Raw genomic sequence first — 16566 nt, forward strand, 5'->3', positions numbered from 1 at the left:
GGAGACCAGACATGACCAAGCAGACATCCCCGGCAATCCCGGTATCGGAAAGCCCTGCCTTGCCACCCGCATTGCGTGGCGCGACGGGCAAGGAGATCATCCGCGCACTCGGCATGCTGCCGGTGCTCATCCTGCTGTGCATCGGCTTCAGCTTTGCAAGCGACAACTTCTTCAGCCTGCAGAACCTGTCGATCATGACGCAGCAGGCGTCGATCAACATCGTGCTCGCGGCGGGCATGACTTTCGTGATTCTCACGGGCGGGATCGACCTGTCGGTAGGCTCGATCCTCGCCGCGTCCGCCGTGGTCGCGATGCTGGTGTCGAACGTGCCGCAGTTCGGCATGCTCGGGATCGCTGCGGGACTGGCTTGCGGGCTGCTCTTCGGCTTGATCAATGGCGTGCTGATCGCCTTCATCAAGCTGCCGCCCTTCATCGTCACGCTGGGCTCGCTCACGGCGGTGCGCGGCATCGCGCGACTCATCGGCCACGACACCACGGTGTTCAATCCTCAGTTGCCCTTCGCCTTCATCGGCAACGGCGAAGTGCTTGGCGTGCCCTGGCTCGTGATCATCGCCTTCGCGGTGGTGGCGCTGTCGTGGTTCATCCTGCGGCGCACGGTGCTGGGACTGAACATCTACTCGGTCGGAGGCAACGCGGAAGCTGCGCGGCTCGCGGGCATCAAGGTGTGGGCGGTGCTGCTGTTCGTCTATTGCACCTCGGGCCTGCTCTCGGGCCTTGGCGGCGTGATGGCCTCGGCGCGGCTCTATGCGGCCAATGGGTTGCAGCTTGGCGCATCGTATGAACTCGATGCGATTGCGGCCGTGATTCTCGGCGGCACCAGTTTCGTCGGCGGCACGGGATCGATCCTGGGCACGCTGATCGGCGCTTTGATCATCGCGGTGCTGACCAATGGGCTGATCCTGATGGGCGTGTCCGACATCTGGCAGTACATCGTCAAAGGGCTGGTGATCATCGGCGCTGTCGCTCTCGATCGCTATCGCCGCAAGGATTCTGCAAGGACATAGCACACCCCCAGGCTTCGCGCACTTCGTGTCACTGCGCCAACCCCCTTGCAGGGGGCAACACCGGCGGCCCGGCGGAGCCGCTTCCGCGGTGTTCCACACCATCCGTTACTCAATCATCGATTTGCCTCAACCACCACCAACCAGGAGACTCTTCATGCGCAACAAGTTTTTTGCCCTCGCCGCCCTTGCCGCAGCGCTCGCCATGCCCATGGCGCACGCCCAGCAGAAGGAGTTCAAGAACGTAGGCATCACGCTCGGGTCGATGGGCAATCCCTTCTTCGTCTCGCTCGCCAAGGGCGCGGAAGCGAAAGCCAAGCAGTACAACCCGAACGCGAAGGTGACGGCGCTATCGGCGGACTACGACCTCAACAAGCAGTTCTCGCAAATCGATGGCTTCATTTCGGCAGGGTCGGACTTGATCCTGGTCAATGCGGTGGACGCCAAGGCGATCGAGCCGGCGCTGATGAAGGCCAAGAAGGCCGGCATCGTCGTGATCGGTGTCGACGTGGCGGCCAACGGCGCGGACGCCACCGTGCAGACAAACAACGTGCAGGCCGGCGAAATCGCGTGCCAGTTCATCGTCGACAAGCTTGGCGGCAAGGGCAACGTGATCATCCAGAACGGCCCGCAGGTGTCGGCCGTGATCGATCGCGTCAACGGCTGCAAGACGGTGCTCAAGAAGAGCCCCGACATCAAGGTGCTCTCAGACGACCAGGACGCGAAGGGTTCTCGCGAAGGCGGACTGAACGTCATGCAGAACCACCTGACGCGCTTTCCAAAAATCGACGCGGTGTTCGCCATCAACGATCCGCAAGCCATCGGCGCCGATCTCGCAGCCAAGCAGCTCAATCGCAAGAACATCGTCATCACTTCGGTCGACGGTGCGCCCGACATCGAAACCGCGCTCAAGAGCGACACGCAGGTGCAGGCGTCCGCGAGCCAGGACCCGTACATGATCGCGCAGAAGGCAGTGGAGATCGGACATGAGATCCTGAACGGCAAGAAGCCCGAAGCAACCATGACGCTGCTGCCTTCGACGTTGATCACGCGAGCGAACGTCAAGGATTACAAGGGCTGGCAAGCACCGCGCTGATTCCGAAGAGGAGAACTGTCATGTTCGTGGTCTGCGGCGAAGCCCTGATGGACGTCTACATGGGCGAAGCCACGCCCGCGGGCATGACGCTCGATGCACGCATCGGCGGGTCGCCGCTCAACGTCGCGCAAGGCCTCGCCAGGCTGGGCCGGCCAGCCGCGTTCCTGACCGGGCTGTCGACGGATGCGCTCGGCGAGCGATTGCTGGCGTCGCTGCGGGCGGAAGGCGTCGACACTTCGCTGATCCTGCGCAGCGACGCGCCGAGCACGCTTAGCGTCGTGAGCCTGGACGCGAGCGGGGTACCTCGCTATGCCTTCCATGGCAACGGCGCGGCTGACCGCCAGATCACGCACGACACCCTTCCCGCCCTGCCGCCGGCTGCGCGCGTGCTTCAGTTCGGCTCTTATGCCTTGGCGGTCGAGCCGGTCGGCAGTGCGCTGCGTGCATTGGCGGCGCGCGAGCGGGACCGGCGGCTGATCGCCTACGACCCCAACGTGCGCCTCAATGTCGAGCCCGATCTGGCGCACTGGCGGGCCATCGTGGAGCAGATGGTGTCGATCGCGCATCTGGTGAAGGTGAGCGACGAGGACCTTGGCCTGCTCTATGCGGCCGAAACGCCCGAGCAGGTGGCTTCGCGCTGGCTCGCGCAGGGCGCCGCGCTGGTTGCGGTGACGCGCGGCCGGCACGGCGCGAGCGCATGGACGCGCAGTGGCCAGGCGACTGTGCCCTCACCCGACATTCAGGTCATCGACACGGTTGGCGCGGGCGACACGTTTCAGGCGGCGTTGCTGACATGGCTCGACGAGCATGACGCGCTGACGCCTGAAGCGCTGGCAAAGCTCGATTCGACGGCGCTCGACACATTGCTCGGGTTTGCAGCCCGCGCAGCGGCCGTCACATGTTCGCGCCGCGGGGCGGACATGCCTCGGCGCGCCGAACTCGACTGAATACGGCCGAAGGGAGCTAGAGGAAGGACGCCTTCGGCGACTCCGCAGCGGCCGCGGCTGCGGCTGCCGTGGCCGCTTCGCCCTTCAGCACGTCGCAGCATTGCGCGCGATGCCGCAAGGCGTGCTCCATCACCACCAGCGCCAGCATCGCCTCGGCGATCGGCGTTGCGCGAATGCCGACGCAGGGGTCGTGCCGCCCCTTGGTGACGACCTCGACCGGCTGGTTGTTCACATCGATCGACTGCCGCGGGCTGATGATCGAACTGGTCGGTTTGATCGCAATGCTCACTTCCAGGTCCTGCCCCGTCGTGATGCCGCCGAGCACGCCACCGGCGTTGTTGCTGAGGAATCCTTCAGGCGTGATCGAATCGCCGTGCGTGGTGCCGCGCTGGGTGACGCTGGCAAATCCGGCGCCGATCTCCACGCCCTTGACGGCGTTGATGCCCATCATCGCCCAAGCAATGTCGGCGTCCATCTTGTCGAAGAGTGGCTCGCCAAGGCCCACGGGGACGTTCGACGCCGTCACCCGGATGCGCGCGCCACAAGAATCGCCCGCCTTGCGCAGCGCGTCCATGTACGCCTCGAGTTGCGAGACGTCAGCGACCGGTGCAAAGAACGGGTTGTTCGGCACGTGCTCCCAGCCTTCGAACGGAACGGCCACCTCCCCGATCTGGGTCATGCAACCGCGAAAGACGGTGCCGTACTTCTCGAACAGCCATTTCTTGGCGACGGCGCCGGCGGCAACCATCGGAGCCGTCAGACGGGCGGACGACCTTCCCCCACCGCGCGGGTCGCGAATGCCGTACTTCTTCCAATAAGTGAAGTCGGCGTGCCCCGGCCGAAACTGCTGGGCGATCTGCCCGTAGTCCTTGCTGCGCTGGTCGGTGTTCTGGATCAGCAGCGCAATGGGCGTGCCGGTGGTTTTGCCTTCATAAACCCCGCTCAGGATCTGAACGGCATCGGGCTCGTTGCGCTGCGTCACGTGCCGGCTGGTCCCTGGCCGACGCCGATCCAGGTCCCCCTGAATGTCCGCTTCGCTGAGCGCCAAGCCCGGCGGGCAGCCGTCGATGACGCACCCGATCGCCGGCCCATGAGACTCGCCAAAGTTGGTGACTGCGAAAAGGGTGCCAAAAGTATTGCCGCTCATGGCGCCGCATTATCCGCCGCCCCGCGAACACCGCGGGTCCGGCTCCGCCGGCCCGCCGGTGTTGCCCCTAGCAAAGGGGGTGCAGAAGCCACACGCAGTGGGCAAGGCCGGGGGTTGGCTTGTTTCCTGCATGCTGCGCCGCAGCATCGCTCTTCAGCCACTCCCAACCTGACAGGAACGCACATGCTGGATCGAACCGACACCAAGTTTTCCCACGTCAAGCCGGCGGACACCGGGTACGTCTCCGGCGGATTGCGCGACTTCTTCCTCTATCGCGATCTCGGCATTGCCGACGCCACGCATGGGAAGGTGATCGCGCACCTGGTCAAGGCCAACATGGCACCGGAAACGGGCACCGGCTGGCACCGGCATGAGGCGGATTTCCAGATCGTCATCATGGTGAAGGGCTGGGCGCGCTTCATGTATGAGGACAAGGAAACTCTCGTGGAAGCCGGCGACGTCGTCCACCAGCGCCCGGGCATCCGGCACTACCTCTTCGACTATTCGCCGGACATGGAGTACCTGGAAATCGTCTCGCCCGCGGACTTCAAGAGCATCGACGTCGAACCGGCCTGCGAAGTCCCGGCGCCCACGCCCTGGAGATAGATCCGTAGGCGTTGGCCGACGTCTGGCAACGGATCGGCGCCATAGACTTCACGGGCGCGCCTGGCTGCGGCACTAGGCTCGCCCAGTCCATGAACATCTGCGTCATCAACCCTAACTACTACCGCAGTAGCGGCGTCACCGTGGCCATCCGGCGCATCCACGAGGCAGTCCAGCCCCATGGCGTCCGGAACAGCTTCATCAGCTGTGGCTATGGCGACGAGGAAGAAGATGTGTCGTGGATATCGCCCGATCGACTACGACGCCTGAACCTGATGTCGGCGCATCCGCTGGTCTTCTGGCGGAGCGTCCGTCAACTCAAGCGGCTGCTCGATCAATGGAACATCGACATGATCCATGTGCACCACCGACGGCTGTCGATGGTGCTGAGCGCGCTCCAGCCCTTGCTGCGGCGGCCGGTGCTCTATTCGGGCAATCTCACCTACGGCTTTTCCGCTCCGTTCTGGCTGATGAGCCCGCGCCGCGCCATCGCGGTCACGCCTTCTGTCAGGGACAACATTCTTTCCACCACCCGCACGCGCGACGTCGAGATCCTCGGCAACCCGACGCCTTTTCCCGATCAATGTCCCGGTATAGACCTCGCGCAAGTCAGCCGGCGCGCCGTTTGCGTCGCGCGGTTAGTGCCGGTCAAAGGGCATCAGACGCTGATCGAGGCTTGGGGCCTGTTGCGGGATCGCGGCGTCGATGCCGAACTCGTGCTGATCGGCGAAGGCCCGCTTCGCGAGACGCTCGAGCAGCAGTGCAAGGCGCTGGGGCTCGGTGATCGGGTCGTGTTCCGCGGCTACGTGGCCGACGTCGCCGGGGAATACGCCCGATCGTTGTTTGCAGTGCTCGTCAGTTCCATCGAAGGTCAAGGCATCGTCACGATCGAAGCCGCCGCTGCCGGGCGTGCCTCCTTGCTGACCGACGTCGACGGATCGCGCGATTGCCTGCCCCAGGAGCGCCGACTCCCGAACGGCCTGCCCTACGGCGACGCCGGCGCGTTGGCCGAAGCGCTGGCGGTCTGGTTCGCCGACCCGGCGGCGGTTGCCGAAGAAGGCCGCCGCTTCTTCGAGTTTCACCGGGCCGTCAACTCATCCCAGGTGCTGGGCCTGAAATACACCGAAATCTACAAGCGCCGGCCTTCCTAGGCCGAGACGATCAGTCCGCACACCAGCAAACCCGCGAAGAGCCCCAGCACCGCACGCCAGGTGGCCGGACGCGATTCGACCCATCGGTGCAGCAGCATCGCTGCCGCGATCGACAGAGCGACGGTCAGCGCCAGGCCCATCAGGTCAATCCAGGGCGTGTCCGGCATGAAATGGCTCACGACGGCGCTCACCAGCAGCAGCACCGGAAAGTGGATGAGGAACAGCGAATAGGAAATCCGCCCCAAGCGCACCAACGGCTCGCCGACCGCGGGCCATGCGGCCGGCTTCAATCCATTGAAATGCTGAATGACCGCGACGGCTACCGCGGTGACCAGCGCGATTGCGATGCGGCTGCGCCACTCGACCGCCAGAGCGGCACCGCCCATCAACAGGAGCATCAATACCGCAAAGCGCCATGTGCTGGTGCGCGTGGCACGCCCGATCCAGAAAACCAGCAAGCCGAGGCCATATGAGCCGAAGAAATACAGCGCCGTCGTGTCGAGTTCGGCGTTGCGATTGAACACGATCAGCGAAGAGACAACCAGCGTCAGCACGAGCGCCAGCATCACCCACCGAGACTTTTCAGGACGGACTGACCAGCGCCGCTGCATCTGTTCGGACAGCCCGATCGCAGCGAAGGCAAGCACGAAGAGCTGGAAGTCGATCGCCACATACCAGACACCGGTCGAGAGCGCATCGTAGCCGAGCAGGTCCTGCAACAGCAGCCCGTGCGCGAGCAATTGCGCCAGCCCCGGTGGCCCCGGCACGGCTTCGTCGTCGAGCCATGGCCTCACCAGCGCCGCGACGACGATGCTGAAAGTCAACGCCGCAAGATACGGCATGACCAGCCGGCCGTAGCGCTGGAAAATCCGCGCCAAGGGCCGGTCGATGCGCAGGATGCCGTCGGGCGCGAGACTCCCCGCAGCCAGAAAACCGGCCAGCACCAGGAACACCTGCACCGCGAGCCGTCCGTTCTGCGAAAGCCAATCGAAGATTTCGGGCGCGAGCGAAGAAGCACCCGCCGGAAGCGGCCCGTAGCGCGAGAGGTGATGGCCAACGATCAAAAGGCAGGCGACACCCTTCACCGCATCGAACAACGGCAGGCGACCGACCGAGGCCGCCGCTGCAGTCCCTGCAGTGCCTGCGGTCAAGCTCTCAGAGGGCAAGGCGGGCGCGCGCTTCCTGGTACTCGCGCTTGAGTTTCTCGATGAAGGCTGCGGCCGTCGCGACCTCGGTCACGGCAGCGATGCCCTGGCCCGAGCCCCAGATGTCCTTCCACGCCTTGGCCTTGCTGCCTTCGCCACCGCCGAAGTTCATCGTCTTCAGGTCGCCTTGGGGCAGATTGGCAGGGTCCATCCCCGCCGCGACGATGCTCGGAGCGAGGTAGTTGCCGTGTACGCCGGTGAACAGATTCGAATAGACGATGTCGTCCGAAGTGCCGTCGACGATGGCCCGCTTGTACTCGTCGCTCGCCCGCGCCTCTTCGGTCGCGATGAATGCCGTGCCGATGTAGGCGAAGTCCGCGCCCATCGCCTGTGCGGCGAGCACCGCACCGCCGGTGGCAATCGAACCCGAGAGCGCAATCGGCCCATCGAACCACTGGCGAATTTCCTGGATGAGCGCAAAGGGGCTTTTCACGCCCGCGTGTCCGCCCGCCCCCGCCGCCACGGCAATGATCCCGTCAGCGCCCTTTTCGACGGCCTTTCGTGCAAAGGCGTTGTTGATGATGTCGTGCAGCGTCACGCCGCCATAGCTGTGTACCGCGTCGTTGACATCGGTGCGCGCGCCCAGCGAAGTGATCACGATCGGCACCTTGTATTTCACGACCATTTCCATGTCGTGCTCCAGCCGGTCATTGCTCTTGTGCACGATCTGGTTGATGGCAAAGGGCGCGGCCGGCTTGTCGGGATTGGCCTTGTTGTAGGCGGCCAGCTCCTCGGTGATCTCCGCCAGCCAGTCTTCGAGCTGCGCTGCGGGCCGCGCGTTGAGTGCGGGCATCGCACCGACGACACCAGCCTTGCACTGCGCGATCACCAGCTTGGGATTGCTGATGATGAACAGCGGCGAGCCGATGATAGGCAGCGGCAGGTTGGCAAGCACGGACGGTAACTTGGACATGAGATCTCCGAAATATTAAAGATAAGAAGTGAGCCAGCCCTGGGGGCTCAAAAAGCTTCAACAGCGAGGGCCGTCACGCTGTCGGCGCCTTCGACGATGCTGTCGCGAATCCCTGGCGCCTTGTTCAGGATGTGCTCCGCGTAAAAGCGCGCCGTCGCGATCTTGGCCTTCATGAACGCCACATCGGTACCCGCCTTCGCCAGGTCTTCAGCGATCAGCAATGAGCGTGCAAGCTGCCAGCCCGCGACCACATTGCCTGCGAGCATCAGATAAGGCACGCTGCCCGCGAAGACTGCGTTGGGCGACGCCTTGGTCTGCCCTGCTACGAAGTCGACCACGTCGACGAATGCTTCTCGAGCGGCCTTCAGGCGCTTGCAGACGGCCTGCGCTTCGGCACTGTCGCGCTTTGCGAGTTCGGCTTCGGTCGCCTCTATCTGGGCAGCCACCGCCTTGGCCGTCTGGCCGCCATCGCGCGCCGTCTTGCGCCCGACGAGGTCATTGGCCTGGATGGCCGTCGTGCCTTCGTAGATCGTGAGGATCTTGGCGTCGCGCAGGTACTGGGCCGCACCGGTTTCCTCGATGAAGCCCATGCCGCCATGCACCTGCACCCCCAGAGAAGCCACTTCCAGGCTCATCTCCGTGCTGTAGCCCTTGACCAGCGGCACCATGAATTCGTAGAAAGCCTGGTTCTGCTTGCGGGTGTCCGCATCCGCATGATGGTGCGCGGCGTCGTAAGCGGCCGCTGCGACCGTTGCCATCGCGCGGCAGCCTTCGGTGTATGCGCGCATCATCATCAGCATGCGCTTCACGTCCGGGTGATGAATGATCGGCGCGCTGGCGTTCATCGATCCATCGACCGGTCGGCTCTGCACGCGGTCCTTGGCATAGGCGACTGCGTGCTGATAGGCGCGCTCGGCAATCGCGATGCCCTGCATGCCCACGGCATAGCGGGCCGAGTTCATCATGATGAACATGTATTCGAGGCCGCGGTTCTCCTGGCCGACCAGGTAACCCACCGCACCGCCATGATCGCCGTATTGCAGGACAGCGGTCGGACTGGCCTTGATGCCGAGCTTGTGCTCGATGCTCACGCAATGCACGTCATTGCGCTCGCCCAGTGATCCGTTCTTGTTGACGAGGAACTTCGGCACCACGAACAAGCTGATGCCCTTCACGCCTTCGGGCGCGCCGGTCACGCGCGCCAGCACGAGATGCACGATGTTCTCGGCCATGTCGTGCTCACCGTAGGTGATGAAGATCTTGGTGCCGAAGACCTTGTAGGTGCCGTCGGCTTGCGGTTCGGCGCGGCTGCGCACCAGCGACAGATCGCTCCCGGCTTGCGGTTCAGTCAGGTTCATCGTGCCAGTCCATTGGCCGCTCACGAGCTTTTCGAGGTAGACGGCCTTGAGCTCGTCGGAACCCGCGGTCAGCAATGCCTCGGTCGCCCCATCGGTCAGGAGCGGGCACAGCGCAAAGCTCATGTTGGCCGAGTTCAGCATTTCGACACAGGCAGCGCCAATGACTTTCGGCAGTCCTTGGCCACCGAATTCGGCAGGATGCTGCAGTCCTTGCCAGCCACCCGCCACGTATTGCGCGAAGGCTTGCTTGAACCCGGGCGTGGTCGTAACTTCGCCATCCTTGAACGAAGACGGCTCGCGATCGCCGGCCACATTGAGAGGAGCGATGACGTCCTGGTTGAATCGCGCGCACTCTTCGAGCACGGCTTGCGCGGTTTCGAGTCCGGCCTCTTCGAGGCCCGGCATTTGGGACACCTGCGAAATGTTCGCGAGATGTTCCATGTCGAACAGCATGTCCTTGATGGGGGCGGTGTAGCTCATGAGAGTCTCCTGTGGGCCGTTGCGGCCTGATGTGAACCGATGTGAAAAAGGGCATCGCGAACGATGCCCTTTGGCTCAATCATCGAAAGATGCGCCGATCAGAGCGCCTTGACGAGTTCAGGCACAGCCACGAACAAGTCGGCGACGAGGCCGTAGTCGGCCACCGAGAAGATGGGCGCTTCTTCGTCCTTGTTGATCGCCACGATCACCTTGGAGTCCTTCATGCCGGCCAGATGCTGGATCGCGCCGGAGATGCCCGCTGCGATGTAGAGCTGCGGCGCGACGATCTTGCCGGTCTGGCCCACTTGCCAGTCGTTCGGCGCGTAGCCTGCGTCCACTGCGGCGCGGCTTGCACCGAGGCCAGCGTTGAGCTTGTCGGCCAGCGGGGCCATCACTTCCTGGAACTTCTCTGCGCTACCCAGGGCGCGGCCGCCCGAAACGATGATCTTCGCGGCAGTGAGTTCAGGGCGCTCGCTCTTGGTGACTTCACGGCCCACGAAGCTGGACTTGCCGCTGTCGGCCACGCCTTCGGCGTTCTCGACCGCTGCGCTGCCGCCAGTGGCTGCTGCGGCGTCGAAGCCCGTCGTGCGAACGGTGATCACCTTGATCGCATCGGCGCTCTGCACGGTTGCAATTGCATTGCCCGCATAGATCGGACGCTCGAAGGTGTCGGGGCTGTCGACCTTGGTGATGTCGCTGATCTGGGCGACGTCGAGCTTGGCAGCCACGCGAGGCGCGACGTTCTTGCCGTTGGCCGTGGCCGGGAACAGGATGTGGCTGTAGTTCTTGGCGATGGCCAGGATCTGCGCGGCGACGTTCTCCGCGAGATTGTCCGCAAGGCTCGGGCTGTCGGCCACAATGACCTTGGCAACACCAGCGACTTGGCTCGCAGCCTTGCCCGCTTCGGCAGCATTGGCGCCCGCTACCAGCACATGGACATCGCCGCTTGCACAGGCGATGCCTGCGGTCACGGTATTGAGGGTCGCCGGCTTGAGCGTGGCGTGGTCGTGTTCGGCAATAACAAGTACGGTCATGATCAGATCACCTTGGCTTCGTTCTTCAGCTTGTCCACCAGCGTGGCGACATCGGGCACCTTGATGCCGGCGCCGCGCTTCGGGGGCTCGACCACTTTCAGGGTCTTCAGGCGCGGCTTGACGTCCACGCCGATGTCTTCGGGCTTGACCACGTCGAGCTGCTTCTTCTTGGCCTTCATGATGTTGGGCAAGGTGACGTAACGTGGCTCGTTCAGGCGCAGGTCGGTGGTGATGACTGCCGGGAGGCTCAGGGAGATGGTTTCCAGGCCGCCGTCGACTTCGCGGGTCACGTTGACCTTGTCACCTGCGATTTCGACCTTGCTGGCGAAGGTCGCCTGGGGAAGATCGGCCAATGCTGCGAGCATCTGTCCCGTTTGATTGGCGTCGTCATCGATGGCTTGCTTGCCAAGGATGATGAGCTGGGGCTGCTCCTTGTCCACCAGCGCCTTGAGCAGCTTGGCCACCGCGAGCGGCTGCAGCTCTTCGGTCGTCTCGACCAGGATGCCGCGATCGGCACCGATGGCCATCGCGGTACGCAGCGTTTCCTGGCACTTCGCATCGCCGCAGGACACGGCGATGATCTCTGTGGCAGCACCCTTCTCCTTCAACCGAACCGCCTCTTCGACGGCGATCTCGTCGAAGGGGTTCATGCTCATCTTGACGTTGGCGATGTCAACGCCCGTGCCGTCAGACTTGACGCGGACCTTGACGTTGTAGTCGACGACCCGCTTGACGGGGACCAGAATCTTCATTGGCTTGACTCCATTGATTTGCGAAACCGGGGGTATGCAGAACTGCCGGGGATTTTAGGCGCCGGCCTCCGCGCGAACTGTCCATTTCAATCAGGGAGCGTCCGTCTTTGAAGTGCAAAAACGAACGGTCGTGCTTTTTCGAGATTATAGATGAGCGACATCCGCTGGCCCAACGCCAGAAGGTAACGATTCAACACGGACGACACGCTGCGGGTTGGCAATGACAATGCCCGCACTGCGCAAGCCTTCGAGAATCGCGATGTTGATCGCTGATCGAAGGTTGTCCCGCCCCTTCTCCGGATCGGACACCCAGAAGTTGAGGCTGAACTCCAGGCCGTCGGGAACGAAGTTGAGCAAAAAAGCAATTGGCGCCGGATCGGTCATCACGCGAGCTTGTCCCGCCGCTGCGTTGCATAAGATCGCCTGCACCTGTGACACATCGCTTTCGTAGCCGACGATGATGTTCGTCGAGATGCCGAACTTCAGATCCGCCAGCGAGAGATTCTCGACGCGGCTCGTGATGAGCGATTCGTTCGGCACGATCGACTCGCGCCCGTTGCCCGCCCTCACGAGCGTGTACCGCGTCTTGATGTCCGTGATGCGACCTTCGAAACCATCGACCTTGACGTTGTCGCCGATGCGTATGGAGCGCTCCAGCAAAATCACGAATCCGCTGATGTAGTTGGCCGCCAGCTTCTGCAGCCCGAAGCCCAGGCCGACGCCCACTGCACCGCCGAGAACCGACAGCGCCGTGAGATCCACGCCGACCGCCGACAACGCAAACAGCAAGCCAATCAGCAGCAGGAATGCGCGCACGGCATTCGACGCGACCTTGCGCATCGACAAATCGTGCACGGCCTCGCGCAGGATGCGCTTTTCGATCGTCGATGAGATCCACAGCGCAATGACGAGCACGAGTCCCGCCGACAGCAGACCGTCCAGGATAGTTCGCAGGCTGACACGCGTGCGCCCGAATGCCAGCGTGATCTGATCGAGTTCCGCAAGCACTGGCGGCAAGAGCCCGACGATCCAGAGGATCGCGCCAATCCAGGCGATCCACGAAATCGTGCGCTCGACCAGGCGGGCCATCGCCGAAGCCGGGAACACTGCGCGCAATACCCGAGCGAAAAAACGGATCACTGCGAGCGAGACGAACACGGAAACCGCGATCCGCAACACCAGGGCAGGCTGGAAGCCCAGCGCGAGCGCCGCGCGCCTGGCGAACTCGGCCAGCATCAGCGCCAGCAACGGGAACAACAGGCCGTCGAAGACGCGGTCGCCGAACCAGATCGAGCCCTTGGGCTGATCGCGCCCGAACCATTTGCAGACCGCCCACGCCAAGACGATGCAGCCTGCCAGCACGCCAAGCTGGATCCACACGTTTTGCGCATGAACCTGCCCGAGCGTCTCGTTGAAAGCGCTGAAATCCATCAGTCGAAGCCGACGCTATAAATCGGCGAGCACCCGCAGATGCTCTTCGACACTGCGTGCGAGGGCGTCGAGGTTGTAGCCACCTTCGAGCATGGAGACGATGCGCCCACCGGCATGGCGGCGGGCCACATCGACGATTCGCCCGGTGATCCAGCCGAAGTCGTGCTCGTTGAGCCTGAGCTGGCCGAGATCGTCGTCGCGATGGGCGTCGAAACCGGCGCTCACGAAGATCATCTGCGGCCGGAATTCTTCGAGCCGCGGCATCCAGCACGCCTCGATCAGCTCGCGCACGTCCATGCCCTTGGTATAGGCGGGCACCGGCAGGTTGAGCATGTTCGGTGCCGGGTGCTCCGTGCCGCTGTATGGATAGAACGGATGCTGGAAGATCCCGACCATCAGCACGCGGGGGTCGTTGCTCAGAATGTCTTCCGTGCCGTTGCCGTGGTGCACGTCGAAATCGACGATGGCGACGCGTTCGAGCCCATGCTGTTCGATCGCGTGGCGAGCGGCGATGGCGACGTTGTTGAAGAAACAGAAGCCCATCGCCTTGTCGCGGCAGGCGTGGTGTCCTGGAGGCCGCACGGCGCAGAAGGCGTTGTCCACTTCGCCTGCGATCACGGCGTCGGTGGCTGCGATGGCTGCGCCGGCGGCGCGTCGCGCGGCGAGCAGGGTAAAGCGATTGAGAGAGGTATCCGGATCGATCTGCGCATGGTCCGGACCGCCGGCCGGCGCGTCCTCGACAAGCCGTTGGCTCAGCGTTTCGAGGTGCTCCATGTGCGCGACGCTGTGCGCGCGCGTGATTTGAGGCAATGTAGCGAGTGGAACATCGACCTTTTTCAGTGCATCGCCAACGCCGGTGACGAGCAGCCGATCCTCGATGGCATCGAGCCTCCCGGGGCATTCGGGATGGCCGCGCCCCATGTCGTGTTTCCAGCAGTCGCGGTGTGTGAAATAGCCGGTTTTGCCCATGCCACGAGGCTTAAGGTATTGTTTGCATATGGATACAAAAATGGACGTTGCCGCGAAGCTCGCCAGTTTGCTCGGTCAGCTTACCACGGTGATCGTGGGCAAAGAGGCGCAGGTACGCGATTGCGTGGCCTGTCTGCTTGCGGGCGGGCACCTGCTCATCGAGGACGTGCCGGGCGTCGGCAAGACGACCTTGGCGCACGCTCTCTCTCACACCTTCGGCCTGCAGTTTTCGCGCGTTCAGTTCACGGCGGACCTGATGCCGGGCGACCTGTCCGGCGTGGCGATCTATGACCGCGGCCGGCAGGCTTTCGTCTTCCATCCCGGGCCGATCTTTGCCCAGGTCTTGCTGGCCGACGAGATCAACCGTGCAAGCCCCAAGACGCAAAGCGCCCTTCTCGAAGCGATGGAAGAAAAGCAGGTCACCGTCGAAGGCGAGACCCGCCCCCTGCCGACGCCCTTCTTCGTCATCGCCACCCAGAACCCCCATGAGCAACTCGGCACCTTCGCGCTGCCTGAGTCGCAACTTGACCGCTTCCTGATGCGCATCTCGCTCGGCTATCCGGATCGCGCCGCGGAGCGCGAGTTGCTTGCCGGCGCCGACCGGCGTGACCTGCTCGCCAGCCTTCCGGCACTTCTGACTGCCGGCGAACTGACCGCCTTGCAGCAGCGCGTGCTGCAGGTCCATGCGTCCGAACCCTTGTTGAACTATGTTCAGGACCTGATCGCCGCCACGCGTTCAGGGCGCTGGTTTCTGCAGGGACTTTCGCCGCGCGCGGGCATTGCCGTGCTCCGCGCTGCCAAGGCGCAGGCGCTGCTGGCCAATCGGGACTACGTCGCGCCGGATGACGTCCAGGCCGTTCTGCCGCAGACCATCGCGCACCGGCTCACGCCGGTGGGTGACGCCGGCCGCGGCGCGGTCGAGCAAGTGCGCGCGATGCTTGCGGCGGTGCCACTGCCGTGAAGCAGTCTGCGCCGGCTCGTGTCGGAGTCGCGCGCTCCTTTGCGCCGCTCCGTTCCCGTATCGACCGGTGGTTCGTGTCGCGTCGTCCGCCTTCGGACACGCTCGAGCTGACGCAGCGGAATGTCTACATCGTGCCGACAGTGGCGGGGTGGATGTTGGCTGCGACGCTGCTGCTGCTTCTGGTCGCGTCGATCAACTATCAGCTCAACCTTGGCTATCTGCTGACTTTCCTGCTGGCGGGGTGCGTGGCCGTCGGCATGCATGTGTGCCACGGGACCTTGCGAGGCCTTGCGATGCACCTCATGCCACCCGAGGCGCAGTACGCCGGGTCGGCGGCTGTGTTCCGTGTGGTCTTGCACAACACGCGACGCAGCACGCGTTATGGCATCGGGCTGGCGGTTCATCGCAGTGGGCAATGGTCCTGGAGCGATGTGCCTGCGCAAGGCACTGCGACTGTGGAAGTGGCGTTCAGGCCTGAGCGGCGTGGGTTGCACGAGGTGCCGACGTTGACGGCGGAAACGCGATTTCCGCTGGGGACGTTTCGGGTCTGGACGGTTTGGCGGCCGGCGTCGAAGGTGCTGGTTTATCCGGCGCCTGAAGTGAATCCGCCGCCGCTGCCTGTGGGGGAGCCGATTGCGGGGCAGGCTGCGTCTGCTTTGGTGCGGACGCATGTGGCGGGGGAATATGACGGGGTTCGCGGGTATCGACGGGGGGATTCGTTAAAGCTGGTTGTCTGGAAGCGGGCGGCTCGGGCGCAGGCTGCGGGGTCCGATGAGTTGGTGAGCCGGGATACGCAGCAGGCGCAGAGGCAGGAGCTTTGGCTGGATGCGCAACATGCGGGGGTGGCTGATTTGGAGGGGCGGGTTTCTCGGGTTTGTGCTTGGGTTTTGATGGCTGATCGGCTGGGGGTGGAGTACGGGGTTCGTGTTGGAGGGGTGGTTGTTGCGCCTTCTATGGGGGAAGGGCATCGGAGGCGGTGTTTGGAGGTGCTGGCTTTATGGTGAATGTGGTCAATGGTTGGGCTGTTGGCCGGGACTCGCCCCGGCGGGCGACTTACTTTTCTTTGGTTCGCCAAAGAAAAGTAAGCAAAAGAAAGGCGACCCCACTGTGCGYGTCCCTGCGCTTCGCTTCGGGCAACCTGCGGTGCTCGCTTCAGGCGGGGTCCGCGCGAAACTCGCTKCGCTCAAACACGCGCAGCCCTYGTCCGCCTGAAGCTGCGCTCCTCGGCACGCACAGAGGGGACCCCGATGCGGGGACCAACACAAATACCAAGACACAACGCGCCGTGGCGCGTCCTCGTGTTGTGTTGGGTTTGGCTGTTGGTATTCAAAGAGCCGAGCGAAGCAAAGGCCCGAGCACTCCCTTCTGGGGGTGCCGAGGAGCGGAGCTTTTCGTGGATCAGGGCCGCGCGTGTTTGAGCGCAGCGAGTTTGCGCGGACCCCACGAAAAGCGAGCACCGCAGGTTGCCCGTAGCGCAGCGAAGGGACGCCCACAGCA

The 16566-nt window shown here is 63.8% G+C and carries 15 protein-coding genes; 7 read left to right on the forward strand and 8 right to left on the reverse strand.

Annotated elements, in window-relative coordinates:
• Window positions 1-11 precede the first annotated feature (11 nt).
• The 3 genes from AC1DSF_RS08225 to AC1DSF_RS08235 all read left to right on the forward strand — a co-directional run bounded on the left by AC1DSF_RS08225 (window position 12) and on the right by AC1DSF_RS08235 (window position 3065).
• Window positions 12-1025, forward strand: coding sequence for an ABC transporter permease subunit (locus AC1DSF_RS08225; RefSeq protein WP_478126731.1), 1014 nt, complete (start codon window positions 12-14; stop codon window positions 1023-1025).
• 154 nt (window positions 1026-1179) lie between these two features.
• Window positions 1180-2118, forward strand: a complete 939-nt coding sequence (locus AC1DSF_RS08230) for an ABC transporter substrate-binding protein (protein ID WP_478182584.1) — start codon at window positions 1180-1182, stop codon at window positions 2116-2118.
• Window positions 2119-2138: 20 nt separating this feature from the next.
• Entirely contained in the window at window positions 2139-3065 is a 927-nt protein-coding gene (locus tag AC1DSF_RS08235) for a carbohydrate kinase family protein (protein ID WP_478143325.1), read from the forward strand.
• Between the two features lie 16 nt (window positions 3066-3081).
• On the opposite strand, the gene aroC is transcribed toward AC1DSF_RS08235, so the two are convergent.
• Complete coding sequence (gene aroC / locus AC1DSF_RS08240) at window positions 3082-4212, reverse strand: chorismate synthase (protein ID WP_478182585.1); 1131 nt, start codon at window positions 4210-4212, stop codon at window positions 3082-3084.
• 183 nt (window positions 4213-4395) lie between these two features.
• Here aroC and AC1DSF_RS08245 point away from each other — a divergent pair, with 183 nt between their 5' ends.
• Both AC1DSF_RS08245 and AC1DSF_RS08250 read left to right on the forward strand, forming a co-directional pair.
• On the forward strand, window positions 4396-4818 hold the full coding sequence (locus AC1DSF_RS08245; protein WP_478126735.1) for a cupin domain-containing protein: 423 nt from the start codon (window positions 4396-4398) through the stop codon (window positions 4816-4818).
• An 89-nt stretch (window positions 4819-4907) separates the two neighbouring features.
• The gene (locus tag AC1DSF_RS08250; protein WP_478126736.1) at window positions 4908-5966 is read left to right on the forward strand and encodes a glycosyltransferase family 4 protein; all 1059 of its coding nucleotides are present in this window, start codon (window positions 4908-4910) and stop codon (window positions 5964-5966) included.
• Here the strand turns inward: AC1DSF_RS08250 and AC1DSF_RS08255 are convergent.
• The 7 genes from AC1DSF_RS08255 to AC1DSF_RS08285 form a co-directional block, all read right to left on the reverse strand.
• A complete protein-coding gene (locus tag AC1DSF_RS08255) occupies window positions 5963-7132 on the reverse strand; it encodes an acyltransferase family protein (protein ID WP_478182586.1) in 1170 nt (389 codons plus the stop codon). The two genes, AC1DSF_RS08250 and AC1DSF_RS08255, sit on opposite strands and share 4 nt — an antisense overlap.
• Window positions 7122-8084 (reverse strand): NAD(P)H-dependent flavin oxidoreductase, encoded by a 963-nt coding sequence (locus AC1DSF_RS08260; protein WP_478126738.1) that lies wholly within the window; start codon window positions 8082-8084, stop codon window positions 7122-7124. The genes AC1DSF_RS08255 and AC1DSF_RS08260 overlap by 11 nt, the downstream gene beginning before the upstream one ends.
• A 47-nt stretch (window positions 8085-8131) precedes the next feature.
• Complete coding sequence (locus AC1DSF_RS08265) at window positions 8132-9922, reverse strand: acyl-CoA dehydrogenase (RefSeq protein ID WP_478126739.1); 1791 nt, start codon at window positions 9920-9922, stop codon at window positions 8132-8134.
• A 98-nt stretch (window positions 9923-10020) separates the two neighbouring features.
• Entirely contained in the window at window positions 10021-10956 is a 936-nt protein-coding gene (locus tag AC1DSF_RS08270; protein WP_478143331.1) for an electron transfer flavoprotein subunit alpha/FixB family protein, read from the reverse strand.
• A 2-nt stretch (window positions 10957-10958) separates the two neighbouring features.
• Window positions 10959-11708: an electron transfer flavoprotein subunit beta/FixA family protein gene (locus AC1DSF_RS08275; RefSeq protein WP_478126741.1), complete on the reverse strand. Its 750-nt coding sequence runs from the start codon at window positions 11706-11708 to the stop codon at window positions 10959-10961.
• A 144-nt stretch (window positions 11709-11852) separates the two neighbouring features.
• Window positions 11853-13139, reverse strand: a complete 1287-nt coding sequence (locus AC1DSF_RS08280; protein WP_478126742.1) for a mechanosensitive ion channel family protein — start codon at window positions 13137-13139, stop codon at window positions 11853-11855.
• A 15-nt stretch (window positions 13140-13154) separates the two neighbouring features.
• Window positions 13155-14108: a histone deacetylase family protein gene (locus AC1DSF_RS08285; RefSeq protein ID WP_478126743.1), complete on the reverse strand. Its 954-nt coding sequence runs from the start codon at window positions 14106-14108 to the stop codon at window positions 13155-13157.
• Between the two features lie 40 nt (window positions 14109-14148).
• Between AC1DSF_RS08285 and AC1DSF_RS08290 the strand changes: the two genes are divergently transcribed.
• Window positions 14149-15069 (forward strand): AAA family ATPase, encoded by a 921-nt coding sequence (locus AC1DSF_RS08290; RefSeq protein WP_478182587.1) that lies wholly within the window; start codon window positions 14149-14151, stop codon window positions 15067-15069.
• Window positions 15066-16073 (forward strand): DUF58 domain-containing protein, encoded by a 1008-nt coding sequence (locus tag AC1DSF_RS08295; RefSeq protein ID WP_478182588.1) that lies wholly within the window; start codon window positions 15066-15068, stop codon window positions 16071-16073. The genes AC1DSF_RS08290 and AC1DSF_RS08295 overlap by 4 nt, the downstream gene beginning before the upstream one ends.
• The last annotated feature ends 493 nt before the right edge of the window (window positions 16074-16566 follow it).

The sequence above is a fragment of the Variovorax sp. 01N429 genome (assembly GCF_056399425.1).

Excerpts from the sequence above, each read along its gene's own strand:
- AC1DSF_RS08225 (WP_478126731.1), top strand. The coding sequence starts at position 12 with ATGACCAAGCAGACATCCCCGGCAATCCCGGTATCGGAAAGCCCTGCC.
- AC1DSF_RS08230 (WP_478182584.1), top strand. The coding sequence starts at position 1,180 with ATGCGCAACAAGTTTTTTGCCCTCGCCGCCCTTGCCGCAGCGCTCGCC.
- AC1DSF_RS08235 (WP_478143325.1), top strand. The coding sequence starts at position 2,139 with ATGTTCGTGGTCTGCGGCGAAGCCCTGATGGACGTCTACATGGGCGAA.
- aroC (WP_478182585.1), bottom strand. The coding sequence starts at position 4,212 with ATGAGCGGCAATACTTTTGGCACCCTTTTCGCAGTCACCAACTTTGGC.
- AC1DSF_RS08245 (WP_478126735.1), top strand. The coding sequence starts at position 4,396 with ATGCTGGATCGAACCGACACCAAGTTTTCCCACGTCAAGCCGGCGGAC.
- AC1DSF_RS08250 (WP_478126736.1), top strand. The coding sequence starts at position 4,908 with ATGAACATCTGCGTCATCAACCCTAACTACTACCGCAGTAGCGGCGTC.
- AC1DSF_RS08260 (WP_478126738.1), bottom strand. The coding sequence starts at position 8,084 with ATGTCCAAGTTACCGTCCGTGCTTGCCAACCTGCCGCTGCCTATCATC.
- AC1DSF_RS08265 (WP_478126739.1), bottom strand. The coding sequence starts at position 9,922 with ATGAGCTACACCGCCCCCATCAAGGACATGCTGTTCGACATGGAACAT.
- AC1DSF_RS08270 (WP_478143331.1), bottom strand. The coding sequence starts at position 10,956 with ATGACCGTACTTGTTATTGCCGAACACGACCACGCCACGCTCAAGCCG.
- AC1DSF_RS08275 (WP_478126741.1), bottom strand. The coding sequence starts at position 11,708 with ATGAAGATTCTGGTCCCCGTCAAGCGGGTCGTCGACTACAACGTCAAG.
- AC1DSF_RS08280 (WP_478126742.1), bottom strand. The coding sequence starts at position 13,139 with ATGGATTTCAGCGCTTTCAACGAGACGCTCGGGCAGGTTCATGCGCAA.
- AC1DSF_RS08285 (WP_478126743.1), bottom strand. The coding sequence starts at position 14,108 with ATGGGCAAAACCGGCTATTTCACACACCGCGACTGCTGGAAACACGAC.
- AC1DSF_RS08290 (WP_478182587.1), top strand. The coding sequence starts at position 14,149 with ATGGACGTTGCCGCGAAGCTCGCCAGTTTGCTCGGTCAGCTTACCACG.